The sequence below is a fragment of the Stenotrophomonas sp. SrG genome (genome assembly GCF_050031795.1).
Taxonomy (GTDB): domain Bacteria; phylum Pseudomonadota; class Gammaproteobacteria; order Xanthomonadales; family Xanthomonadaceae; genus Stenotrophomonas; species Stenotrophomonas rhizophila_A.
In genome coordinates this window covers 237,264-257,171 of the sequence record NZ_JBNBBE010000003.1, presented here as the reverse complement: position 1 = coordinate 257,171, position 19,908 = coordinate 237,264, and the positions used below count along the sequence as shown (strand labels likewise).

The 19,908-nt window shown below is 66.8% G+C and carries 16 protein-coding genes and 1 pseudogene; 9 read left to right on the top strand and 8 right to left on the bottom strand.

Going from position 1 to position 19,908, the window contains the following annotated elements:
- Positions 1–46 precede the first annotated feature (46 nt).
- Entirely contained in the window at positions 47–1,603 is a 1,557-nt protein-coding gene (locus ACQG3P_RS04745) for a serine hydrolase (RefSeq protein ID WP_068850409.1), read from the top strand.
- A 58-nt stretch (positions 1,604–1,661) separates the two neighbouring features.
- Positions 1,662–3,497 (top strand): multidrug efflux ABC transporter SmrA, encoded by a 1,836-nt coding sequence (gene smrA / locus ACQG3P_RS04740; protein ID WP_093533155.1) that lies wholly within the window; start codon positions 1,662–1,664, stop codon positions 3,495–3,497.
- Positions 3,498–4,058: 561 nt separating this feature from the next.
- On the opposite strand, the gene ACQG3P_RS04735 is transcribed toward smrA, so the two are convergent.
- Complete coding sequence (locus ACQG3P_RS04735; RefSeq protein ID WP_426804339.1) at positions 4,059–5,867, bottom strand: DUF885 domain-containing protein; 1,809 nt, start codon at positions 5,865–5,867, stop codon at positions 4,059–4,061.
- Positions 5,868–5,970: 103 nt separating this feature from the next.
- Between ACQG3P_RS04735 and ACQG3P_RS04730 the strand changes: the two genes are divergently transcribed.
- Positions 5,971–6,327: a GFA family protein gene (locus tag ACQG3P_RS04730; protein WP_426804338.1), complete on the top strand. Its 357-nt coding sequence runs from the start codon at positions 5,971–5,973 to the stop codon at positions 6,325–6,327.
- 38 nt (positions 6,328–6,365) lie between these two features.
- Complete coding sequence (locus ACQG3P_RS04725; RefSeq protein ID WP_414715887.1) at positions 6,366–7,130, top strand: DUF4349 domain-containing protein; 765 nt, start codon at positions 6,366–6,368, stop codon at positions 7,128–7,130.
- A 43-nt stretch (positions 7,131–7,173) separates the two neighbouring features.
- Here ACQG3P_RS04725 and ACQG3P_RS04720 read toward each other — a convergent pair whose 3' ends face one another.
- Both ACQG3P_RS04720 and ACQG3P_RS04715 read right to left on the bottom strand, forming a co-directional pair.
- Positions 7,174–7,467 carry a hypothetical protein gene (locus tag ACQG3P_RS04720; RefSeq protein ID WP_093533157.1) on the bottom strand — a complete coding sequence of 98 codons (294 nt, stop codon included), beginning with the start codon at positions 7,465–7,467 and terminating at the stop codon, positions 7,174–7,176.
- Between the two features lie 101 nt (positions 7,468–7,568).
- Positions 7,569–8,528 (bottom strand): LysR substrate-binding domain-containing protein, encoded by a 960-nt coding sequence (locus ACQG3P_RS04715; RefSeq protein WP_426804337.1) that lies wholly within the window; start codon positions 8,526–8,528, stop codon positions 7,569–7,571.
- Positions 8,529–8,688: 160 nt separating this feature from the next.
- On the opposite strand from ACQG3P_RS04715, the gene ACQG3P_RS04710 reads away from it, so the two are divergent.
- Positions 8,689–9,570 carry a DMT family transporter gene (locus ACQG3P_RS04710; protein ID WP_217537285.1) on the top strand — a complete coding sequence of 294 codons (882 nt, stop codon included), beginning with the start codon at positions 8,689–8,691 and terminating at the stop codon, positions 9,568–9,570.
- A gap of 16 nt (positions 9,571–9,586) precedes the next feature.
- Here ACQG3P_RS04710 and ACQG3P_RS04705 read toward each other — a convergent pair whose 3' ends face one another.
- Positions 9,587–10,486 (bottom strand): peptidylprolyl isomerase, encoded by a 900-nt coding sequence (locus ACQG3P_RS04705; protein WP_426804336.1) that lies wholly within the window; start codon positions 10,484–10,486, stop codon positions 9,587–9,589.
- A gap of 148 nt (positions 10,487–10,634) precedes the next feature.
- Between ACQG3P_RS04705 and ACQG3P_RS04700 the strand changes: the two genes are divergently transcribed.
- The 3 genes and pseudogenes from ACQG3P_RS04700 (at position 10,635) to ACQG3P_RS04690 (ending at position 12,019) form a co-directional block, all read left to right on the top strand.
- Positions 10,635–11,000 (top strand): PadR family transcriptional regulator, encoded by a 366-nt coding sequence (locus ACQG3P_RS04700; RefSeq protein ID WP_426804335.1) that lies wholly within the window; start codon positions 10,635–10,637, stop codon positions 10,998–11,000.
- A pseudogene (locus ACQG3P_RS04695) lies at positions 10,997–11,212 on the top strand (HAAS signaling domain-containing protein); the annotation flags it as partial. The gene ACQG3P_RS04700 and the pseudogene ACQG3P_RS04695, both read left to right, overlap by 4 nt.
- Positions 11,213–11,464: 252 nt before the next feature.
- Positions 11,465–12,019: a sensor domain-containing protein gene (locus ACQG3P_RS04690; RefSeq protein ID WP_426804358.1), complete on the top strand. Its 555-nt coding sequence runs from the start codon at positions 11,465–11,467 to the stop codon at positions 12,017–12,019.
- A gap of 40 nt (positions 12,020–12,059) precedes the next feature.
- Here ACQG3P_RS04690 and ACQG3P_RS04685 read toward each other — a convergent pair whose 3' ends face one another.
- Together ACQG3P_RS04685 and ACQG3P_RS04680 are read right to left on the bottom strand one after the other, a co-directional pair.
- A complete protein-coding gene (locus ACQG3P_RS04685) occupies positions 12,060–13,373 on the bottom strand; it encodes a polyhydroxyalkanoate depolymerase (protein WP_068850440.1) in 1,314 nt (437 codons plus the stop codon).
- 97 nt (positions 13,374–13,470) lie between these two features.
- The gene (locus tag ACQG3P_RS04680) at positions 13,471–14,067 is read right to left on the bottom strand and encodes a class I SAM-dependent DNA methyltransferase (protein WP_068850442.1); all 597 of its coding nucleotides are present in this window, start codon (positions 14,065–14,067) and stop codon (positions 13,471–13,473) included.
- 133 nt (positions 14,068–14,200) lie between these two features.
- Between ACQG3P_RS04680 and ACQG3P_RS04675 the strand changes: the two genes are divergently transcribed.
- Positions 14,201–14,656: a CopD family protein gene (locus ACQG3P_RS04675; protein ID WP_093533162.1), complete on the top strand. Its 456-nt coding sequence runs from the start codon at positions 14,201–14,203 to the stop codon at positions 14,654–14,656.
- 187 nt (positions 14,657–14,843) lie between these two features.
- On the opposite strand, the gene ACQG3P_RS04670 is transcribed toward ACQG3P_RS04675, so the two are convergent.
- Both ACQG3P_RS04670 and dnaE read right to left on the bottom strand, forming a co-directional pair.
- On the bottom strand, positions 14,844–15,803 hold the full coding sequence (locus tag ACQG3P_RS04670; protein ID WP_068850446.1) for an acetyl-CoA carboxylase carboxyltransferase subunit alpha: 960 nt from the start codon (positions 15,801–15,803) through the stop codon (positions 14,844–14,846).
- A 79-nt stretch (positions 15,804–15,882) separates the two neighbouring features.
- Positions 15,883–19,464, bottom strand: a complete 3,582-nt coding sequence (dnaE, locus tag ACQG3P_RS04665; RefSeq protein WP_426804334.1) for a DNA polymerase III subunit alpha — start codon at positions 19,462–19,464, stop codon at positions 15,883–15,885.
- Between the last annotated feature and the right edge of the window lie 444 nt (positions 19,465–19,908).

Sequence of the window (19,908 nt, the reverse complement as noted above, 5' to 3'; positions counted from 1 at the left end):
CGTCGGTGGCCTCGACGCCCCTGCAACATGCAACCGGAGACACTGATTGAACACATCCTGGATCGGAGGCCTTGTGCTGCTGGCGTGCGCACCCCTGGCGTCGGCAGCCGTGCCGGCCGAACTGCAGCGGCTGGATGCCACGGTGGAACGCGTGCGCAGCCAGTTCGACATTCCCGGCATCGCGGTGGCGGTGGTCAAGGACGGCCAGGTCGTCTTCGAGCGCGGCTATGGCGTACGCGAGCTGGGCAAGCCGGCACCGGTCGAGGCCGACACCCTGTTCGCCATCGCCTCCAACACCAAGGCGTTCACGGCCACCTCGCTGAACCTGCTGGCCGAGCAGGGCAAGCTGAAGATGGACGACCGGGTGATCGACCACCTGCCGTCGTTCCGCATGTCCGATCCGTACGTGACCGGCGAAATGCGCATCCGCGACCTGCTGTCGCACCGCAGCGGGCTCAGCCTGGGCGCGGGCGACCTGCTGTTCTGGCCGACCACCACCTACAGCAACGCCGAGGTGGTGCAGCGGCTGGGCAAGGTGCCGCTGAAAGCCGGCTTCCGCGACCGCTACGCCTACGACAACATCCTGTATGCGGTGGCGCAGCAGGTGATCGAACAGGTTTCCGGGCAGTCGTATGCGGACTTCCTGCAGCAGCACATCTTCACCCCGGTGGGCATGGCCGGCACCCGCTTCAATGCCGACCACCTGAAGCCGGGCGACAAGGCCGCCACCGGGCATGCCAAGTTCGACTTCACCGACCTGCGCACGGTGGCGCCGCTGACCTGGTCCAACAACGCCGGCGCGGGCGGGGTGTATTCCAGCGTGCACGACATGGCGCGCTGGATGAACGTGCAGCTGGCGCAGGGCAAGCTGGAAAACGGCACCGCGCTGTTCAGCCCGAAGAGCCAGCAGGCGATGTGGCAGATGATCACCCCGCAGGTGGTGCCCGAACCGAGCGTGCCGGCCCTGGCTGCCGCGCGCCCGAACTTCGCCGGCTACGGCGAGGGCTGGAGCCTGAGCGACTACCGGGGCCAGAAGCTGGTGTGGCACACCGGCGGTTGGCCGGGCATGGTGTCGCGGGTGACGTTGGTGCCGGAGCAGAAGCTGGGCATCGTGGTGCTGACCAACCAGGAAGTGGGCGCGGCCTTCAACGCGGTCACCATGGACGTGCTGGACGCCTATCTCAAGGCGCCGGCCACCGACTGGGTGGCGGCGTATGCCGCGGCGGTGGCCAAGGCGCAGGACAAGGCCGATGAGGGCTGGGCGGCGCACCAGGCGGCACGCGATCCGAAATCCACGCCGTCGCTGCCGCTGGCCCGCTACGCCGGCACCTACCGCGACCCGTGGTATGGCGAGGTGTTCGTCGAGCAGCGTGCCGGCAAGCTGCGCCTGCGTTTCGGCAGGACGGCGCAGCTGGTGGGCACGATGGAGCACTGGCAGCACGATACGTTCATCGTGCGCTGGGACGACCGCTCGCTCAACGCCGATGCGTTCGTGAACTTCAGCCTGGATCCGGACGGCAAGGTGCGCGAGGTGCGCATGCAGGCGGTTTCGTCGCTGACCGACTTCAGTTTCGATTTCCAGGACCTGGTGTTGACCCCGTGAAAACAAACGGCAGGCTGCGGTGGGATAATCGCGGCCTGCCTGTTTTCCAGGAAATGGAATGTTCCGCTGGTTCGAGTCGCTGATTCCCGTATTTCCGCCGATCGACGCGCGCATGCCGCCGCGCCGCGTGCTGCCGTTCTACCTCCACTACCTGCGCCCGGTCTGGCCGGTGCTGCTGGCCACGTTGATCGCCGGGCTGCTGCTGGCGCTGGTGGAAGTGGCCATGTTCGATTTCCTCGGCCGCATCGTCGACATGGTCAGCGAGCAGCCGGATGCGGGCTTCTTCGCCCGGCACGCCGACACGCTGCTGTGGATGGCAGCAATCACGCTGGTGGCGCGGCCGGTGCTGGTGGGCCTGCACAACCTGCTGGTCAACCAGGCCATCGTGCCGGGGTTGAGCAACCGGTCGCGCTGGCTGATGCACAACTACGTGGTGCGCCAGAGCCTGTCGTTCTTCCAGAATGATTTTGCCGGCAGCATGGCCAACCGGGTCATGCAGACCGGTACGTCGCTGCGCGAGTCGGCGGTGCAGATGGTGGATTCGCTGTGGTACATCGTGGTGTACACCGGCACGGCGCTGTACCTGTTCGCGCAGGCGGACTGGCGGCTGATGATTCCGCTGGTGCTGTGGTTGGCGGCCTACGTGGTGATCATGGTGTACTTCGTGCCGCGTGCGAAGGAGCGTGCCTGGATCGCGTCCGAGGCGCGCTCCAAGGCGATGGGCCGGATCGTCGATGGCTACACCAACATTCCCACGCTGAAGCTGTTCGCCCACGGCGGGCGCGAGCAGGCCTATGTGGCCGAGGCGATCGAGGAACTGGCGGTCAAGCACCGCCGCCAGACCCGGATCACCACCGGCATGGACCTGACCATCGCGATCGTCAACGGCTTCCTGATCGCCGGTACCTGCGGGCTGGCGCTGTGGCTGTGGAGCCACGGCAACATCACGGTGGGCGCGATCACGCTGGCCACGGGCCTGGTGATCCGCATCCACAACATGTCCGGTTGGATCATGTGGACGATCAACGGCATCTTCGAGGACATCGGCACGGTGCAGGACGGCATCACCACCATTTCGCAGCCACTGAGCGTGCAGGACCGCGCCGATGCGGTGCCGCTGGTGGTGCACGAAGGCGGGGTGCAGTTCGATGACATCCATTTCCACTACGGCAAGCAGGGTGGGGTGATCGCCGGGCTGGACCTGAGCGTGAAGCCGGGCGAGAAGATCGGCCTGGTGGGCCCGTCGGGCGCGGGCAAGTCGACGCTGGTAAACGTGCTGCTGCGCCTGTACGACCTGGAAAGCGGGCACATCCGCATCGATGGCCAGGACATCGCGGCGGTCACCCAGGAAAGCCTGCGTCGGCAGATCGGCGTGGTTACGCAGGACACGTCGCTGCTGCACCGCTCGATCCGCGACAACCTGCTGTACGGGCGGCCTGACGCCACCGAGGAACAGCTGCGTGCGGCGGTGGGCAAGGCGCGCGCTGCCGCCTTCATCGACACGCTGCGTGATGCCGAAGGGCGGCAGGGTTATGACGCGCACGTGGGCGAGCGCGGGGTGAAGCTGTCCGGCGGCCAGCGACAGCGCATCGCGATCGCGCGGGTGCTGCTCAAGGACGCGCCGATCCTGGTGCTGGACGAGGCGACCTCGGCACTGGATTCGGAAGTGGAAGCGGCGATCCAGGACAACCTGGACGAGCTGATGGCGGGCAAGACGGTCATCGCCATCGCGCACCGCCTGTCCACCATCGCGCGCATGGACCGGCTGGTGGTGATGGACCAGGGCCGTATCGTGGAAACCGGCACGCACGCCGAGCTGGTCGCAGCGGGTGGGCTCTATGCGCGCCTGTGGGCGCGGCAGACCGGTGGGTTCGTCGCGGCGGACGCTGGATAAGGCAACGTCAACGTCCAACGTCAACATCAGCGTTTCAGTTGTTCCATGCTGGGCAGGCCGGCGGGCAGCCCCTTACGGGACACGCCGTAAACCCATCCATGGGGGCTTGGCAAAAACATCCATGTTTTTGACAGTCCCTACAGGGGCTGCCCGCCGGCCTGCCCCTCGGGCATCGTGATCGGCGGAGAGAAGAGCAGCGACGCATGGCGTCGCTCTACGCGGTAGGGTCGGTTCCCAAACGACTGCCAGGACGAATGCAACATCCGATGACGCATGAAAATAATCGAAACCCGTAGAGCGACGCCCTGCGTCGCTGCTCTCCGTTCCGCCCCGCGCAATGCATGAGGGGAGGCCGGCGGGTAACCTCCGTAGGGACTGTCAAAAACATGGATGTTTTTGCCAAGCCTACAAGGACGTACTTGCGGCGTGTCCCGTAGGGGGTTGCCCGCCGGCCTCCCCAGCACGTAACAACCGAAACGCTGCTCTACAAAAACAAACGGCCCGGAATTCACCGGGCCGTTCGACGTCGTGTACCGACCAACGGTCGGCACCTACCGTTGGTCACTCGATCGGCTGGTCCAGCATGAGCTGGCGTGCGAAGCGCACCGGCGGGGCGCCGTAGGACAGCATCTGGTCGTGGTAGGCCTTCAGGTTGAACTTGTCGCCCTGCTTTTCCTGCACCGCCTTGCGCGTGTCGAAGTGCTCCTGCGCGCCGACGAAGTAGGTCGGCAGCTGCGCCGAGGTCAGCTGCGCGCGCACCCACTTGCCCGATGCCTCGCTTTCCTGCTGGAACGCATCGTGGGTCATCAGCTGCATCGCCTGCTCGCGCGTCCAGTTGTCCACGTGCACGCCCTGGTCCAGGATCGCGTTGGAGATCGTGCGCAGGTAGAACTTCAGCTGCACCAGGTGGAACAGCGGATCGTTGTCCAGGTAACCCTGCTCCTGCATCATCCGCTCGGTGTACACCGCCCAGCCTTCGGCGAACAGGCCCGAGCGCAACACCGCACGCAGGGTCGACGGGAACTTGCCCGAATGCCAGCCTTCCAGGTAGTGGCCCGGGGTGCCTTCGTGGATGCTCAGCAGGTGGATCATGCGGCTGTTGTATTCGCGCAGGAACGAATCGACCTGCTTGTCGGTCCAGTCGTCCGGAATCGGCGACACCGCGTAGAAGGTCTTCAGGTTCTTGTCCAGCGGACCCGGCGAATCGCAGTAGGCCACGGCCACGCCGCGCTGGAATTCGGGCATCAAAATGATGTCCACCGGCGCGTCGGGCAGGGTCATCAGGTCATGCTTGCGCACGAACTCGGTGGACTGCGCCAGCGCTGCCTTGGCATCGTCGACCACCTTGTCGCGCGCCGGCTTGTCGGCGTAGGCCAGCTCCAGCGCCGCTTCGATCGCCGCCTGCTGCTGTTCGTCGCTCGGATTTGCCGGCAGCGCCGGGGCGCCCGGCTTGCCGTTCAGCACCGTCTGCGCGATGCCGTACATGTCCTGGCGCACGCGCTTGAGTTCGGCGCGCGCGCGTTCGCCGATCTCGGCGCGCGACAGCGACGAGTTCAGCGCGAACTTCAGCTTCTGGTCGTACAGCTCGGCACCGATGCGGAAATCGCCCTTGGCGTTCGGCACCAGCGTCTTGTCCAGCCACGTCTGCTGTTCGTCCACCGCCTTCTTCAGGCCGTCGATGGCGGCCTGCAGGCGCTTGCCATCTTCGGCCGGCAGTTCGCCGATGTGGGGCGTGATGAAGGTATCGACGATGCTCAGGATGCCCTTGTTCTGCTTGGACACCGTTTCGGCGTGGATCTTCGGCACGCGGGCCGGGTCCAGGTTCTCGCGGGCCTGGGCGAAGATCTGCGGCAGCTTTTCCATGCGTGCGGTGGCCGACTTCAGGCGGTCGGGCAGCGGCGCGAACTCACGCGCCATCAGGCCGTACAGCGCGCTGCCTGCGGTGCCGTTGTAGATCTGCGGATCCCACTTGGACGCCTGCAGCACTTCGGCGTTCCAGATTTCGGACTGCAGCTGGTTGCGCAGGATGGCCGCATCCACCTGGTTTTCGCGCGAGAGCTTGCTCACCTCGACCTTGTCCAGTTCGCCGAGCAGGCCTTTGTAGGCGGTCAGCATCTTCTGCTGGCCGGCCGCGCTCAGGTCGTCGATCTCGCTGTCGTAACGGTGATCGCCGATCTGGGTGGCGCTGATCGGCGACAGCTGCATCCAGGTGTCCAGGGCACGCTTGGACAGGTCGGCGAAGGCGGCATCCACGGCCGCATCGGCGGCGGGGGCGGTGGCCGCGGTACCAGCCGGGGCGGTGGGGGCGTCGGCCTGCTGGCAGCCACCCAGGGCGGCGATCAGGGCAAGGGCAAGAAGATGCTGGCGCATCGGCGATCCTGTGCTGTGGACAATCGCCCAGCATAGGCGCTGCTGGCGGGCGACCGCCCGTGCCATTGGATTACCATGGGCCTTTCCCGCCGGGAGGTGTGCCATGCAGTACGAGGGAAGCTGCCATTGCGGGCAGATCGCGTTCGTGGTCCAGGCCGAGGCCCCCATCACCGAAGTGGTGGACTGCAACTGCTCGCTGTGCCGGCGGCGTGGTGGTCTGCTGTGGTTCGGCCCGCGCACGGCGTTGAGCCTGAACACGGACCCTGCGCAGCTGGCCACCTACCAGTTCAACAAGCACCACCTGCAGCATCATTACTGCCGTGAGTGCGGCATTGCCCCGTTCAGCGAGGGCGTGGACCCGCGCAGCGGCCAGGCGATGGTGGCAGTGAATGTGCGCTGCCTGCCCGGGTTGGAACTGGGTGGGCTGAAGATCAATTTCTACGATGGAGCCAGCGTGTGACGACAGGGACGATGTGGCGCAGCGGCGCCTGGGCAGGGATGCTGCTGGTGGCGCTTGCCGGATGCAGTGGCAAGCAGCACGCGGAAATGGCCAATGCCGGCGCCGCCGGTGCGGTGGCCTCGCCGGAAGGTGCGGCCCTGGCGTATGAGCACGAGGTGGACATCCAGCTCGATGCCGCGCAGATCGGGCCGCGGGTGAAGCAGATCAGCGAGGCCTGCCAGTCCAGCAGGTTCGGCGATTGCGCCGTGCTGCAGGTCGGCCAGCAGGGCGGCGAGTATCCGTCCGGCTCGATCCGGGTACGGATCGCGCCCAAGGGCGTGGAGCCGTTGATCGGGCTGGCCGGGCAGGGCGGCGACGTCGCCTCGCGCAACACCCAGGCCGAAGACCTCGCCCAGCAGGTCGCGGACACCGCGCTGACCAAGGCCCGCCTGCAGAAGGAACACGAACGCCTGCTCGCCTACCAGGACGACAAGGGGATCAAGGTCGCCGACCTGCTTGTCATCACCCAGCGCCTGTCCGAAATCGAGGCAGGGCTGGAGCAGGCCAACAAGGACGCCGCCAACCAGCGGCGGCGGATCGACACCCAACTGCTCACGCTGCGCTTCCAGACGCCTGCTGGCCAGCGCAGCCGCAGCGAGATCGGCGAGGCGCTGGGCGACTTCGGCGCGACCGTCACCAGCAGCGTGGCCTTCGTGATCCGCGCGGTGGCCGCGCTGCTGCCGGTGACGCTGGTGCTGTGGCTGCTGGGCTGGGTTGGGCTGAAACTGTGGCGTCGGCGCCGTCGGGCTTCGTCCATGCCGTGACGCGTATGCACCAACGGTGCATACCTACCGGTGGGTTGCCACGTCAGCCCTCGTCGGTTTCGTACTCGACGAACACGTCCAGTTCCAGCGCCAGCTCCTGCACGGCATCGCGCACCTTCTGCGCGGTGCTTTCATTGCCAACCTCGACCTCCAGCTCATGCGTGCCCGGCCCGATGTCATCGGACAGGCCGGCCGAGCTGGAATCGTCATCGTCCATGTGCGGCATCAGGTCGTCGGTTTCCTCGACGTGCTCGATGCCCTCGATGCTCTGGAGCAGGTCGCTGATGGCGCGCGCATCGTCTTCGGTACCGGTGATCCTGAGTCGCAGCATGGCCATGGGAAGGTCTCGTGGGAGTAGGGATTCCACCGTAGCGATGCGCCGGGCAAAAGCGGGTGAATGCCCGGCCGGCGGTCGGGCGACATTCACCCGCCGGTAGCTCACGACCGTTGGTCGTGAGGCGTTTGGTCGTGAGGGCGGTTCAACAATTCATCCGGCAACGCCGGCACCGGCGTACGTTCATCCTGGGCTTCGCGCTTGAGCCAGTCCATGAACGCCACCGCCGTCGGGCTGAGCGGCCGGTGTTCGGCGTGCACGATGTAATACGCATAGCGCGCCTTCAGCGCCGGCCCGGGCAGGCGCACCAGTTCATAGCGCTGCAGGTACGGCTGGGCGATGTGCTTGCGCGCCAGCACTGCGCCGATGCCATACACCGCCGCGCGCATCGCATCGGTGCTGTCGCTGAAGATGTGCTGCGCGGTCAGGTCCAGGCCGCGCACGCCGGCGGCCCGGAACCAGTCGCGCCAGCCCTGCGGTGACATGTCGCTGACCAGCGGCAGCGTGGCGATCTGCGCGGGCTCACGCAGCGCCGACACCCCCGGCAGGGCCGGTGACGCCACCGGGCACAGCTCGTCGTCCATCAGGTGGTGGGCGGCCAGGCCCGGCCACTGGCCCAGTCCGTAACGGATGCCCAGTTCCGGACCGTTCTCGTCGAAGCGGACCAGTTCGCTGCTGGTCTGTAGCTCGATGCGCATGCGCGGATGCAGGCGAGTGAAACGCGGCAGGCGCGGCACCAGCCAGCAGTACGACAGCGAGCGCAGGGTGGTGATCCGCAGCGGCACCACATCGGCCTGCGGGTGCAGGTTGCCGGCCACGGCGTTGGTGTCGCTCAGGGCGGCGGCGGCGGCGTCGGCCAGCTGGCGGCCTTCGGCGGTCAGGCGCACGCCACGGGCATGGCGCTGGAACAGCACCGTGCCCAGCAGTGCTTCCAGCCGCCGCACGTGGTGGCTGACCGCGCTGGCGGTGAGGTGCAGCTCCTCGGCGGCATGGGCGAAATTCTGGTGGCGCGCGGCGACCGCGAACACCCCCAGCGCGGGCAGCAGGGCAGGGCGCAGGATCATGGCGAGACCCAAATCATATTTGTGGCTTGCAGGGATACTACGCGCTTGTCGAGGCGCCGCGGCAGGTAGATGCTGCGTGTCTGATCCCTGGAGCCCGCGCCATGTTGCTGCCCGTCACCGCTGCCGTCGCTGCCCGTTCCTGCCGTGCCGGGAGCCGCCCGTGAGCGGCGCGCCGGTGAGTGCGGGGGCGATCGAGCGCGACTGGCGCACGCCGCTGGAGCTGACCGTGCTCGGCGCGATCTGGGGCTGCTCGTTCCTGTTCATGCGCGTAGCGGTGCCGTCGTTCGGGCCGTATGCGCTGGTGGAAGTGCGGCTGCTGCTGGGCGCGCTGGTGCTGCTGCCGTTCCTCTGGCAGGCGCGCGCGCAGTTCCCGGCCCGGCGCTGGCTGTGGCTGGTGCCGATCGGCCTGATCAACTCCGCCATTCCGTTCGTGCTGTTCGCCTGGGCCGCGCAGCGCGCACCGGCCGCGATCGGCGCGATCTGCAACGCGATGACCGTGCTGTTTGCCGCGCTGATCGCGTTCCTGTTCTTCGGCGAGAAGATCGGCATGCGTCGCGCGATTGCGCTGCTGGTCGGCTTCGGCGGCGTGGTGGTGCTGGCCACGGCCAAGGTGTCCGGGCTGAGCATCGGCGCGGCGGTGATTGCCGGTTCGCTGGCTGCGCTGCTCTACGGCTTGGGCGTGAACCTGGTCAAGCGCCACATGACCGGCCTGCCGCCAGCGGCGTCGGCCGGCGCCACGCTGGGCAGCGCGGCGCTGCTGATGCTGCCGATGGCGCTGACCCACTGGCCGGACGCGCCGATTCCGGCCGTGTCGTGGGCGTGCGCGGTCGCGCTGGGGGTGGTCTGCACCGGCTTTGCGTTCCTGATGTTCTACCGCCTCATCGCGCGGATCGGCCCGGCGCGCGCCTCCACCGTGACCTATCTGGTGCCGATGTTCGGCGCGCTGTTTGCCTGGCTGTTCCTGGGCGAGCCGGTGACCTGGGCAATGGTGGTCGCCGGCGCGTTGATCCTCGGTAGCGTCGCGGCCAGCCAGAAGCGCTGACGCGACGCGGCATCCCTTACCGCACGGGCACGGGGATGTTGCACAGGTCGATATGCCCGGCGGCGCGCTTGTAGAAGTCATCCACGCGGTTGCGCCGCGCTTCGACCGTATCGGCGAAGGTCTTTGAATCGGTGCGCAGCACCTGCAGCGTCGGTCGCTGCGCTACCGGCAGGTCGCTCACCCGCTGGATCGAGCGGATCGCGGTGCGCTGCGAAGCGTCGGCGTAGAAGCCCATCGGGGCCGGTCCGCGCGGCAGCGCGCTGAGCAGCTCCATGCCCTTGAGCACCCGGCCGACCACGGTGATGTTGCGGTCCAGCTGGCGCGGCGACTGGCCGGTGACCACATACAGCTCGGCGCCGATGCTGCTGTCTTCGTCGTTGTTGCGGCCGGCACCCAGCGCGCCGTAGCAGTGCGCCAGCCAGGTCTTGCCGTCCTGCCGGTCCTGGCCCACCGCGAAGCCGTCGACGAAGCCGGTCTGGTCGGCCCAGCCGTCGCGATCGGGCAGCACGCTGACCTTCAACCCTTTGCTGTCGCGCTGGAACTCCGCCGGCAGCTTGCGCTTGGCCGAGCCCAGCGGCTTGGCCGTGGCCGCGTCGTCGGCATCGGCATCGCCGAACTGCACCACGAAGTTGTCCTGCGCCCGGTAGATGCTTTCGCCATCCCAGAAATGCTCATGGGCCAGGGTCTGGATGTTGGCCACGTGCTGCGGCGCGAAGGCCGGGGCCAGCTCGATCAGGACCTCACCGGCATCCAGCTTCATCACCAGCAGGTTGGCCGGATCCGGCGTGCGCCAGTCGCTCGCGGGCGAGGCCTCCAGGATCTGCTGCGCGCTGCGATAGGGCGTGGCTGCCGTGGCCAGGCCAGGCAGCAGGCAGGAGAGGGCAAGCGCAAGCAGGGCGGGACGGCGTGGCGACATGGTGGACCCCGGGATGAACGATCCCCGATTCTGCGCGAAGCCCGGCTCCGGCCGCCAGCCCACCCTGTTCCTCGGCAGGGTGACTAACGGCACGTTCGCTATAGCTGACTTCGCACTAGTGTTGACTCCACGCTAGCTGGAGATCGTCATGAACGACCACGAGGTCCACCTGAAGAAGTTCCAGAAGGAGCTCAGTGCCGGCACCGTGTCGCTGGCCCTGCTGGCGGTGCTGGCCAAGGCCGGGGAACCGCTGTACGGCTACCTGATCGCCAAGGAACTGGAACGGACCGGCGAGGGCGTGCTGAGCGGCAAGCAGAGCGCGCTGTACCCGGTGCTGCGCAACCTCGAAGGGGCCGGGCTGCTGGAAAGCCAGATCGAACCGTCGGTGGCCGGGCCACCGCGGCGCTACTACCGCATCAATGAACGCGGCCGCGAGGTGCTGGCGTTGTGGAGCCAGGCCTGGCGTGCCACCCGAGATTCCGTCGATTCCGTGCTGGAAGGGGTACTGCAATGAACGAACAGAACAGGGCGGGCGGGGGCCTGCCGACCACCATCGGGGAATACCTGGCACAACTGCGCGCCGCGCTGCACGACGCCGATCCGGCGATGGTGCAGGACGCGCTGTACGACGCCGAGGAATACCTGCGTTCGGAACTGGCCGCCCAGCCGGGCCGCAGCGAGGCGGAAGTAATCGCCGACGTCGCCGGCAGCTACGGTGCGCCGGAGGAAGTGGCCGAGATCTACCGCGAAACCGAAATCACCGTGAACCGCGCGCTGCGCACGCCCAGTGCCAGTGTGCGGCCGATTGCCCGCGTGGTGCCCGCGCAGGTGGCCGGCGCATCGGCCGCCGCAGCCGCAGCGGCCGCAGCCGGCGGCGATGCACCGCCGGCCGACCGTGTTCCGCCGCCGCACCGCTCGGCGCTGGCACGCTTCTTCGGCGTGGCACTGGAACCGCGCACCTACGGCGCGCTGTTCTACATGCTGCTGTCGCTGGCCACCGGCATCTTCTTCTTCACCTGGGTAATCACCGGCCTGTCGATGTCGCTGGGCCTGATCGTGCTGATCATCGGCATTCCAATGACCGTGCTCTTCTTCGGTTCGGTGCGCGGCCTGGCGCTGCTGGAAGGGCGGCTGATCGAAGCACTGCTCGGCGAGCGGATGCCGCGTCGGCCGCGCTATGCCGACCGCAGCCGCAGCTGGCTGCAGCGTATCGGCGACATGTTCACCGATGGGCGTACCTGGCTGACGATGCTGTACTTCATGCTGATGCTGCCGCTGGGCATCATCTACTTCACCATCGCGGTCACGCTGCTGACAGTGGCGCTGGTCTTCATCTGGGCGCCGGTGGCCTCGATGTTCGCGCTGGGCGCCCCGAGCCTGTACTTCGAAAGCGAACTGGTCGTGCTGCCGCTGTGGGCCACCCCGGCGCTGGCGGTACTGGGCGTGGTGATCCTGTTCTGCACCATGCACCTGGCGCGCTTCATCGGCCACCTGCACGGCCAGATGGCCAAGCACCTGCTGGTGCGCCTGTAATTGTTGTGGGTGACGACCAACGGTCGTCACCTGCCGCGCGTTACCCCGCCTTCTTGCGGATCGGGGTGACATTGCTGGCGGCTTTGGCCGCCTTCTTCGGCTTCGCCGCAGCCTGCGCGTTGGCGGCGAAGAAATCGCGCACCTTGGGGTACACGGTTTCGCGCCAGCGGCGGCCGCTGAAGATGCCGTAGTGGCCGGCGCCCTCGACGACGAAGTGCTCACGGCGCGCGGCGGGGATACCGGTGCACAGTTCCTGCGCCGCTTCGGTCTGGCCCAGGCCGGCGATGTCGTCCAGCTCGCCTTCGATGCTCAGCAGCGCGGTGCCGGTGATCGCACCGGGATCCACGAGCTCACCCTGCACATACCACTCGCCGCGCGGCAGCAGGAATTCCTGGAACACCACGCGGATGGTGTCCAGGTAGTAGCGCGCCGGCATGTCCAGCACTGCGTTGTATTCGTCGTAGAAGCGGCGGTGCGCATCGGCATCTTCCATGTCGCCCTTGACCAGGTCGGCATAGAAATCCCAATGCGAACTGAAGTGCCGGCTCGGGTTCATCGACAGGAACCCGGCGTGCTGCAGGAAGCCCGGATACACGCGGCGACCGGCGCCCGGATAACCCGGCGGCACGGTGTGGATCACGTTGTTCTCGAACCACGACAGCGGGTTCTGGGTGGCCAGGTTGTTCACCGCGGTCGGGCTGCAGCGCGCATCGATCGGGCCGCCCATCATCACCAGCGAACGCGGCGTGGTTTCGCCACGGCTGGCCATCAGCGAAACGGCGGCCAGCACCGGTACGGTCGGCTGGCACACGCTGACCACGTGCAGTTTCTCCGCACCGAGGTGGCGGATGAATTCCTGCACGTAGGCGATGTAATCGTCCAGGCTGAACTCGCCTTCGCTGCCGGGCACCATGCGCGCGTCCACCCAGTCGGTGACGTACACGCGGTGGTCGCGCAGCAGGGTGCGCACGGTGTCGCGCAGCAGCGTGGCGTGGTGGCCCGAGAGCGGCGCCACCACCAGCACGAACGGCTGGTTGAGCATGGTGTTGAGCTGGTCGGCTTCGTTGCTGTGGCGCTTGAAGCGCAGCAGCTTGCAGAACGGCTTGACGACTTCTTCGTGCACCACGATCGGCACGCGCTCGCCGTCGACCTCGATTTCGTTGATGCCCCACTCGGGCTTCTCGTAATCCTTGCCGATGCGATGGAACAGCTCGTTCACCGCGGACAGGCGGTCGGCACCGGGCATCTGCGACCACCAGTGACCCTGGTTGGCGAAGAACTTGGCGTTGGCCTGGGCCTGGTGCACCCACGGGGCGAGCAGGTTGCGGGTCAATTCATGCAGCTGATAGAGCATGACGTCCGAATATGTATGGTCTTATGTTGCCGCGCAGCATACCTCACCCGGGTCTGGAACGCCTTAATAGGCGGATCCGTCGCAACCGGTCATGAGATCAACGGCCACTGCGTTCCAGGGCGGCGGCGTGGCCCGCCAGTGCGGGCGACAGCCAGCAGTGCGAACCGAGCGCGGTGAAGCCTTCGGCCGTCAGCTGGCGGCGGTACCAGGCCGCCGGGCGGGCCTGGAATCCTTCATGGTCACCTTCGAACTCGTCCTCGGCGGTGAACGCCTCCAGGAACGCCACGCCACCGGTGAGCTCGGCGAAACCGGCCAGGGCCGGTCGCAGCTCGCGGGTGGGCACGTAGTGCATCACGTCCGAACAGACCAGCAGGTCCACCGGCGCGCAGGGGCGCAGCCAGGCGAAATCGCCAACCCGGGCCGGGTGCAGGTTGCGGCTGCGGCCGTAGCGCTGCACCGCATAGTCGCTGCTGTCGAAGCCCATGTACTGCACGCGCGGGCGCAGCTTGAGCAGCGGCGCACGCCAGGCGCCTTCACCGGCACCGATGTCCAGCACGCTGCGGATCGGGCGCTCCAGGTAGTACTCGGCACTGGCGACGGCCAGTGCGACCTTGCGCGCCAGGCGCGCCGCACCGCCGGTCTGGTCGGGCTGGTACCAGCGCTGGAAGTAGGCCTGGTCGTAGGTCTTCTGCATGCGGGGACAGGGATCGAGGACGGGGTGGGTGCACATGGTAGCCGAGCCCGCTGCGTCGATCTGCCGCGCATGCGCAGCCCGCCTGAATCGGCCAGAATGAACGACATCCCAAGCCAGCCGCCGGAGCAAGCGCATGCAGTCCTACTACTGGGTCAAGACCTTCCACCTGCTGTTCGTGGTGGCGTGGATGGCGGCGGTGTTCTACCTGCCGCGGATCCTGGTGAACCTGAGTGAGACCGCCGGGCAGCTGCCCGTCGTGGAGCGCCTGCAGCTGATGGGCCTGCGCCTGTACAAGTTCGGCCACATGATGTTCGGCTTCGCGCTGATCCTGGGGCTGGTGCTGTGGTTGGGCTACCGGGTGATTCCGGACTTCCCCACCATGGTCGCGCCAGGTGCGGCGGGCTGGCTGCACGCCAAGCTGGGGCTGGTGGTGCTGTTGCTGGTGTACTACTCGTGGACCGGGCGGCTGCTGAAGGGCGCGGTGAAGGGCAAGGTGCTGCCGTCGTCGCGCGCGCTGCGCTGGTTCAATGAATTGCCGCTGGTGCTGTTCATCGGCGTGGTCTGGCTGGTGTTGGCCAAGCCGTTTTAAGGGATGGCTCACGACCAACGGTCGTGAGCTACCCGTGTGGCGCCATCCGCGGTAGGTCACGACCGTTGGTCGTGACCCACCCGTGTCGCGCCATCTGCGGTAGGTCACGACCGTTGGTCGTGACCCACCCGTGTGGCGCCATCTGCGGTAGGTCACGACCGTTGGTCGTGACCCACTGGTGCGCCGATCAGGCCGTTTCGTAGGCGCCGTAGCTGCGCAGGCGCTCGTAACGCTTCTGCAGCAGGTCTTCGGTGGACAGCTTCTCGAGCGCGTCCAGCTCGTTGAGCAGCACGGCCTTCAGGCGCTTGGCCATCTGGTTTGGATTACGGTGCGCGCCGCCGGTCGGCTCGCGCACGACCTTGTCGACCAGGCCCAGGCTCTTCAGGCGCGGCGCGGTCAGGCCCAGCTGTTCGGCGGCATCCTTGGCCTTGCCCGCATCCTTCCACAGGATCGAGGCGCAGCCTTCCGGGCTGATGGTGGAATACACGCTGTATTCCAGCATCACGGTGCGGTCGCCCACGCCCAGCGCCAGCGCGCCGCCGGAGCCGCCTTCGCCGATCACGGTGCAGATCACCGGCACCTTCAGTTCGGCCATTTCCATCAGGTTGCGCGCGATCGCTTCGGACTGGCCACGCGATTCGGCATCGATGCCCGGCCAGGCACCGGCGGTGTCGATCAGGGTCAGCACCGGCAGGCCGAAGCGCTCGGCCATCTTCATCAGGCGCAGCGCCTTGCGGTAGCCCTCCGGCTTGGGCATGCCGAAGTTGCGCTTGATCTTTTCCTTGGTGTCGCGGCCCTTCTGGTGGCCGATCAGCATCACCGAACGGCCGCCGATGCGAGCCAGGCCGCCCATGATGGCCTTGTCGTCGGCGAAGGCGCGGTCGCCGGCCAGTTCCTGGAACTCATCGCAGAAGATGCGGATGTAGTCGGCGGTGTAGGGGCGCGAAGGATGGCGGGCCAGCTGCAGCACCTGCCACGAGGTCAGGTTGCGGAAGATCTGCGCGGTACGCAGCCGCAGCTTGTCCTGCAGGGTGCGTACTTCGGCCTCGACATTGACCGCCGGGCCGGCGCTTGCGCTGCGCAGCTCCTGGATCTTTGCCTCCAGATCAGCGATGGGTTGCTCGAAGTCGAGGTAGTTCGGATTCATCGGAAGCCGTCGTGAAGAAAAGAGGGAAAGTGTAGCCGAATGCGTCTAAATGCCCCGTACGCCGTCGTCTGGTCGGGGGCTAGTTGGCCCATGGCGGGCTGTACCGGACTTTCAGCGTCCGGACCGCCGGGTCGGCCCGCAGGGCGTCCACCAGCTGGCTGTCCACGCGCACGGCGGTGTCGCCGGCCACGTCCAGCATGCCGGCTACCGGGCCCTGCTCGGTGCCCAGCAGCAGGTCCAGGCGCAGGGGGGTGCGGCCGGGACGGTGGCGGTCGAGCAGGCCGTTCACCCGCGCCCAGACCGGGTCGCCCTGGCGCAGGTCCAGGCGCAGCGACAGGCGGGTGGCGTAATTGGCGCAGATTTCCTCGAAGTCCCAGCACTGGCGGATGCGCAGGGCATAGCCGCCATTGAACTCGTCCTCGCGCAGGCCGCCCTTGACCACCAGGATGCGGTCCTTGGTCATCAGGTGGCCGAACTCGGCCAGGCCATCGGTGAACGCGCTGCATTCGACCCGGCCCTTGCCGTCTTCGAGCTGCATGAACACCTGGCTTTCGCCCTTGCGGCGCACGCCGACCACCAAGCCGGCCAGGATCACCGGGGTTTCCTGGCGCCAGGCGCGCTTCTCGCCATCCTTGCTGGGCCGGGCAGGGGGAATCAGTTTTTCCAGCATGCCCAGGTCGGTGCCGACCAGTTCCTTGACGTCGTCGGCATGCGGGTCGAACGGATGGCCACTGAGGTAGAACCCCAGCGTTTCGCGTTCACCGTCCAGCAGCTGGCCCAGCCCCCATTCCTTGGCTTCAGGCAGGTCCAGCTGCAGCGCGGTGCTGACCGGGTCGGGCGCGCCAAACAGCGAGTTCTGGCCGGAGGCCTTCTCGCGCGACATCTGGTCGGTAGCCTTGAGCACTTCAGGCAGCTGCAGCATCAGCGAAGCGCGGTTCTTGCCGAGGCCATCGAGCGCGCCGCAGTTGATCATCGCTTCAAGCGTGCGCCGGTTGAGCTTGCCCGATTCGATGCGCATGCAGAAATCCAGCAGCGAGGCGTAGCGGCCATTGGCCAGGCGCTCGTCGACCACCGCTTCGCAGGCCCCCTGGCCCACGCCCTTGATGGCGCCCAGGCCGTACTGGATGGTGTCGGCGCTGGAGGCTTCGAACATGTACGCCGATTCGTTCACACGCGGCGGCAGCACGGTCAGGCCGAGGTTGCGCACTTCGGCCAGGAAGCCCACTACCTTGTCGGTGTTGTCCATGTCCGAGGACAGCGTGGCCGCCATGAACTCGGCCGGGTAATGGCGTTTGAGCCAGGCGGTCTGGTAGCTGACCAGCGCGTAGGCGGCAGCGTGCGATTTGTTGAAGCCGTAGCCGGCGAACTTCTCCATCAGGTCGAAGATTTCGTCGGCCTTGGGGCCGTCCACGCCGCCCTTGGCCGCACCCTCGCGGAAGATCTCGCGGTGCTTGGCCATTTCGGCCGGCACCTTCTTGCCCATCGCGCGGCGCAGCAAATCGGCGCCGCCGAGCGAGTAACCGCCGACGATCTGCGCCATCTGCATCACCTGCTCCTGGTACACCATGATGCCGTAGGTGTCTTTCAGGATCGCTTCGGTACGCGGATCGGGGTAGATGATTTCTTCCTGGCCGTGCTTACGCGCATTGAAGGAGGGAATCAGGTCCATCGGGCCGGGGCGATACAGCGACACCAGCGCGATGAGGTCTTCGAAGCGGTCGGGGCGCGCGTCCTTCAGCAGGCGGCGCATGCCCGAGGATTCGAACTGGAACACCGCGCCGGTGTTGCCGTTGGCGAAGATGTCCTTGTAGGTGGGCGCATCGTCGAGCGGCAGCGCGGTGATGTCGATCGGCGGAATGCCGGCGCGGGCATGGCGCTTGTTGATCGCCTTGACCGCCCAGTCGATGATCGTCAGCGTGCGCAGGCCGAGAAAGTCGAACTTCACCAGGCCGATTTCTTCGACGTCATTCTTGTCGAACTGGGTGACGGGGTTGCGGCCACGGCCGCCTTCATCGTGTTCGGCGAACAGCGGGCAGAATTCGGCCAGCGGTTCCGGCGCGATCACCACGCCACCGGCATGCTTGCCGGCGTTGCGGGTAAGGTCTTCCAGCTGGCGCGCCAGGTCGATCAGGTCGCGCACGTCGTCTTCGTTCTGGTAGCGCTGGATCAGCTCCGGCGATGCCATTTCCGAATCCTTGCCTTCGCCCATCGCATCCTTGAGCGAAATGCCCAGGATGTTGGGAATCAGCTTGGAAACCCCGTCGACCAGGCCATACGGGAAACCGAGCACGCGCCCGGAATCGCGCACCACGGCCTTGGCGGCCATGGTGCCGTAGGTGATGATCTGGCTGACGCGTTCGCGGCCGTACTTGCGCGCGACGTAGTCGATGACTTCGTCGCGGCGGTCCATGCAGAAGTCAATGTCGAAGTCGGGCATCGACACGCGTTCGGGGTTGAGGAACCGCTCGAACAGCAGGTTGTACGGAATCGGATCCAGATCGGTGATCTGCAGTGCCCAGGCCACCAGCGAACCGGCACCGGAACCACGGCCGGGGCCGATCGGAATACCCTGGTTCTTACCCCACTGGATGAAGTCGGCCACGATCAGGAAGTAGCCGGGGAACCCCATCTTGATGATGGTGGCCAGCTCGAATTCCAGCCGCTCGAAATAGTCCTCGCGGGTTTTGCCTTCGGCCAGCGGATTCTTTTCCAGGCGGGCTTCCAGGCCCTTGCGCGATTCGCTGCAGATCCAGCTGTCCAGCGTTTCGTTTTCCGGCACCGGGTAGTTGGGCAGGAAGTAGGTGCCCAGCCGCATTTCGATGTTGCAGCGTTCGGCCAGCGCCAGCGTGTTGTCGATCGCATCAGGGATGTCGGCAAACAGCGCGCACATCTCTTCGGGCGATTTCAGGTACTGCTGGTCGCTGTAATCGCGCGGGCGCTTGGGGTCGTCCAGCACGCGGCCGGAGGAAATGCACACGCGGGCTTCGTGCGCGCTGAAATCGTCAGGGCGCAGGAAGCGCACGTCGTTGCTGGCCACCACGGGCAGGCCACGCTGGCCGGCGGCCACCAGGGCAAACTGATTGAACGCTTCTTCGCCTTCGCGACCGGTACGGGTCAGCTCCAGATGCAGGCCATCGCCGAACACCCGCTGCCAGTCGGCGAGCTGCTGCTCGGCCAGGTCATGCCGGCCTTCGCCGGCCAGACGCCCGGCCAGGCTGTCGCGGCCAGCCAGGGCAAACAGGTTGTGGCAACCGCCCTTGAGCCAGTCGGGGTGCACCGCCACGCCGCCTTCCGGGCGGTGGCCTTCCATCCAGGCACGCGTGAGCAGGCGCGACAGGCTGAGATAGCCTTCGCGGTCGCGGCAGAGCAGGGTCATGCGCCAGGGGGTCATGCCCTCTTCGGCGATCATGATGTCGGCACCGGCGATCGGCTTGATGCCGACCGTTTCAGCGGCCTTGTAGAACTTGACCAGCGCGAACAGGTTGTTCAGGTCGGTCACTGCCAACGCGGGCAGGTTCAGTTCGACGGCGCGGCTGAGCAGGTTGGCCTGCTTGGCCTTTTTCGGGTCAGCCTGATCCGGTTTCGCCGGGACACGGATGGTCGAATCCGCCAGCGAAAACTCGGTGTGGACGTGCAGATGTACGAAACGGGAAGTGGACATGCCGGGCCAATGTAATGCCCGGTCAGGGTAGCCGCGCGGGGCAAGCGGAACAAGGCTTGACAGGGGATTGGGTTAAGGCGGAAGCCAAAGCCAAAGCCAAAGCCAAAGCCAAAGCCAAAGCGCTTGGGCGGTTGGGCTATCGGCTGGGGCGGCGGCGGGGGCAGGGGTACGGGACGCGCCGTAAACCCATCCATGGGGGCTCTCTTGCAACATCCATGTTGCAAGGAAAGGTCCCGTACCCCTGCCCCCGCCGCCGCCCCAACGGAAGGTCGGCTCGCACGGAAGAGCAGGAGCAAAGGCCGGGCTTTTGATTTCCGTTGGGTACCCGCCAACTGTCAAAGGGCGGCGGGGGTGGGTTTGCGGGACCGTAGAGCGCCATGGATGGCGCGAACGAGCTTACATGGACGTACTTGCAGCGTGTCCCGCAAACCCACCCCCGTCGCC

What these genes read in the sequence shown, in the direction of transcription:
- ACQG3P_RS04720 (WP_093533157.1), bottom strand. Translation starts at nt 7,467, where the DNA reads ATGGCCATGCTGCGACTCAGGATCACCGGTACCGAAGACGATGCGCGC.
- smrA (WP_093533155.1), top strand. Translation starts at nt 1,662, where the DNA reads ATGTTCCGCTGGTTCGAGTCGCTGATTCCCGTATTTCCGCCGATCGAC.
- ACQG3P_RS04680 (WP_068850442.1), bottom strand. Translation starts at nt 14,067, where the DNA reads ATGCAGAAGACCTACGACCAGGCCTACTTCCAGCGCTGGTACCAGCCC.
- ACQG3P_RS04690 (WP_426804358.1), top strand. Translation starts at nt 11,465, where the DNA reads ATGCTGCTGTCGCTGGCCACCGGCATCTTCTTCTTCACCTGGGTAATC.
- ACQG3P_RS04670 (WP_068850446.1), bottom strand. Translation starts at nt 15,803, where the DNA reads ATGAATCCGAACTACCTCGACTTCGAGCAACCCATCGCTGATCTGGAG.
- ACQG3P_RS04675 (WP_093533162.1), top strand. Translation starts at nt 14,201, where the DNA reads ATGCAGTCCTACTACTGGGTCAAGACCTTCCACCTGCTGTTCGTGGTG.
- ACQG3P_RS04715 (WP_426804337.1), bottom strand. Translation starts at nt 8,528, where the DNA reads ATGATCCTGCGCCCTGCCCTGCTGCCCGCGCTGGGGGTGTTCGCGGTC.
- ACQG3P_RS04730 (WP_426804338.1), top strand. Translation starts at nt 5,971, where the DNA reads ATGCAGTACGAGGGAAGCTGCCATTGCGGGCAGATCGCGTTCGTGGTC.
- ACQG3P_RS04685 (WP_068850440.1), bottom strand. Translation starts at nt 13,373, where the DNA reads ATGCTCTATCAGCTGCATGAATTGACCCGCAACCTGCTCGCCCCGTGG.
- ACQG3P_RS04705 (WP_426804336.1), bottom strand. Translation starts at nt 10,486, where the DNA reads ATGTCGCCACGCCGTCCCGCCCTGCTTGCGCTTGCCCTCTCCTGCCTG.
- dnaE (WP_426804334.1), bottom strand. Translation starts at nt 19,464, where the DNA reads ATGTCCACTTCCCGTTTCGTACATCTGCACGTCCACACCGAGTTTTCG.
- ACQG3P_RS04700 (WP_426804335.1), top strand. Translation starts at nt 10,635, where the DNA reads ATGAACGACCACGAGGTCCACCTGAAGAAGTTCCAGAAGGAGCTCAGT.
- ACQG3P_RS04725 (WP_414715887.1), top strand. Translation starts at nt 6,366, where the DNA reads ATGCTGCTGGTGGCGCTTGCCGGATGCAGTGGCAAGCAGCACGCGGAA.
- ACQG3P_RS04735 (WP_426804339.1), bottom strand. Translation starts at nt 5,867, where the DNA reads ATGCGCCAGCATCTTCTTGCCCTTGCCCTGATCGCCGCCCTGGGTGGC.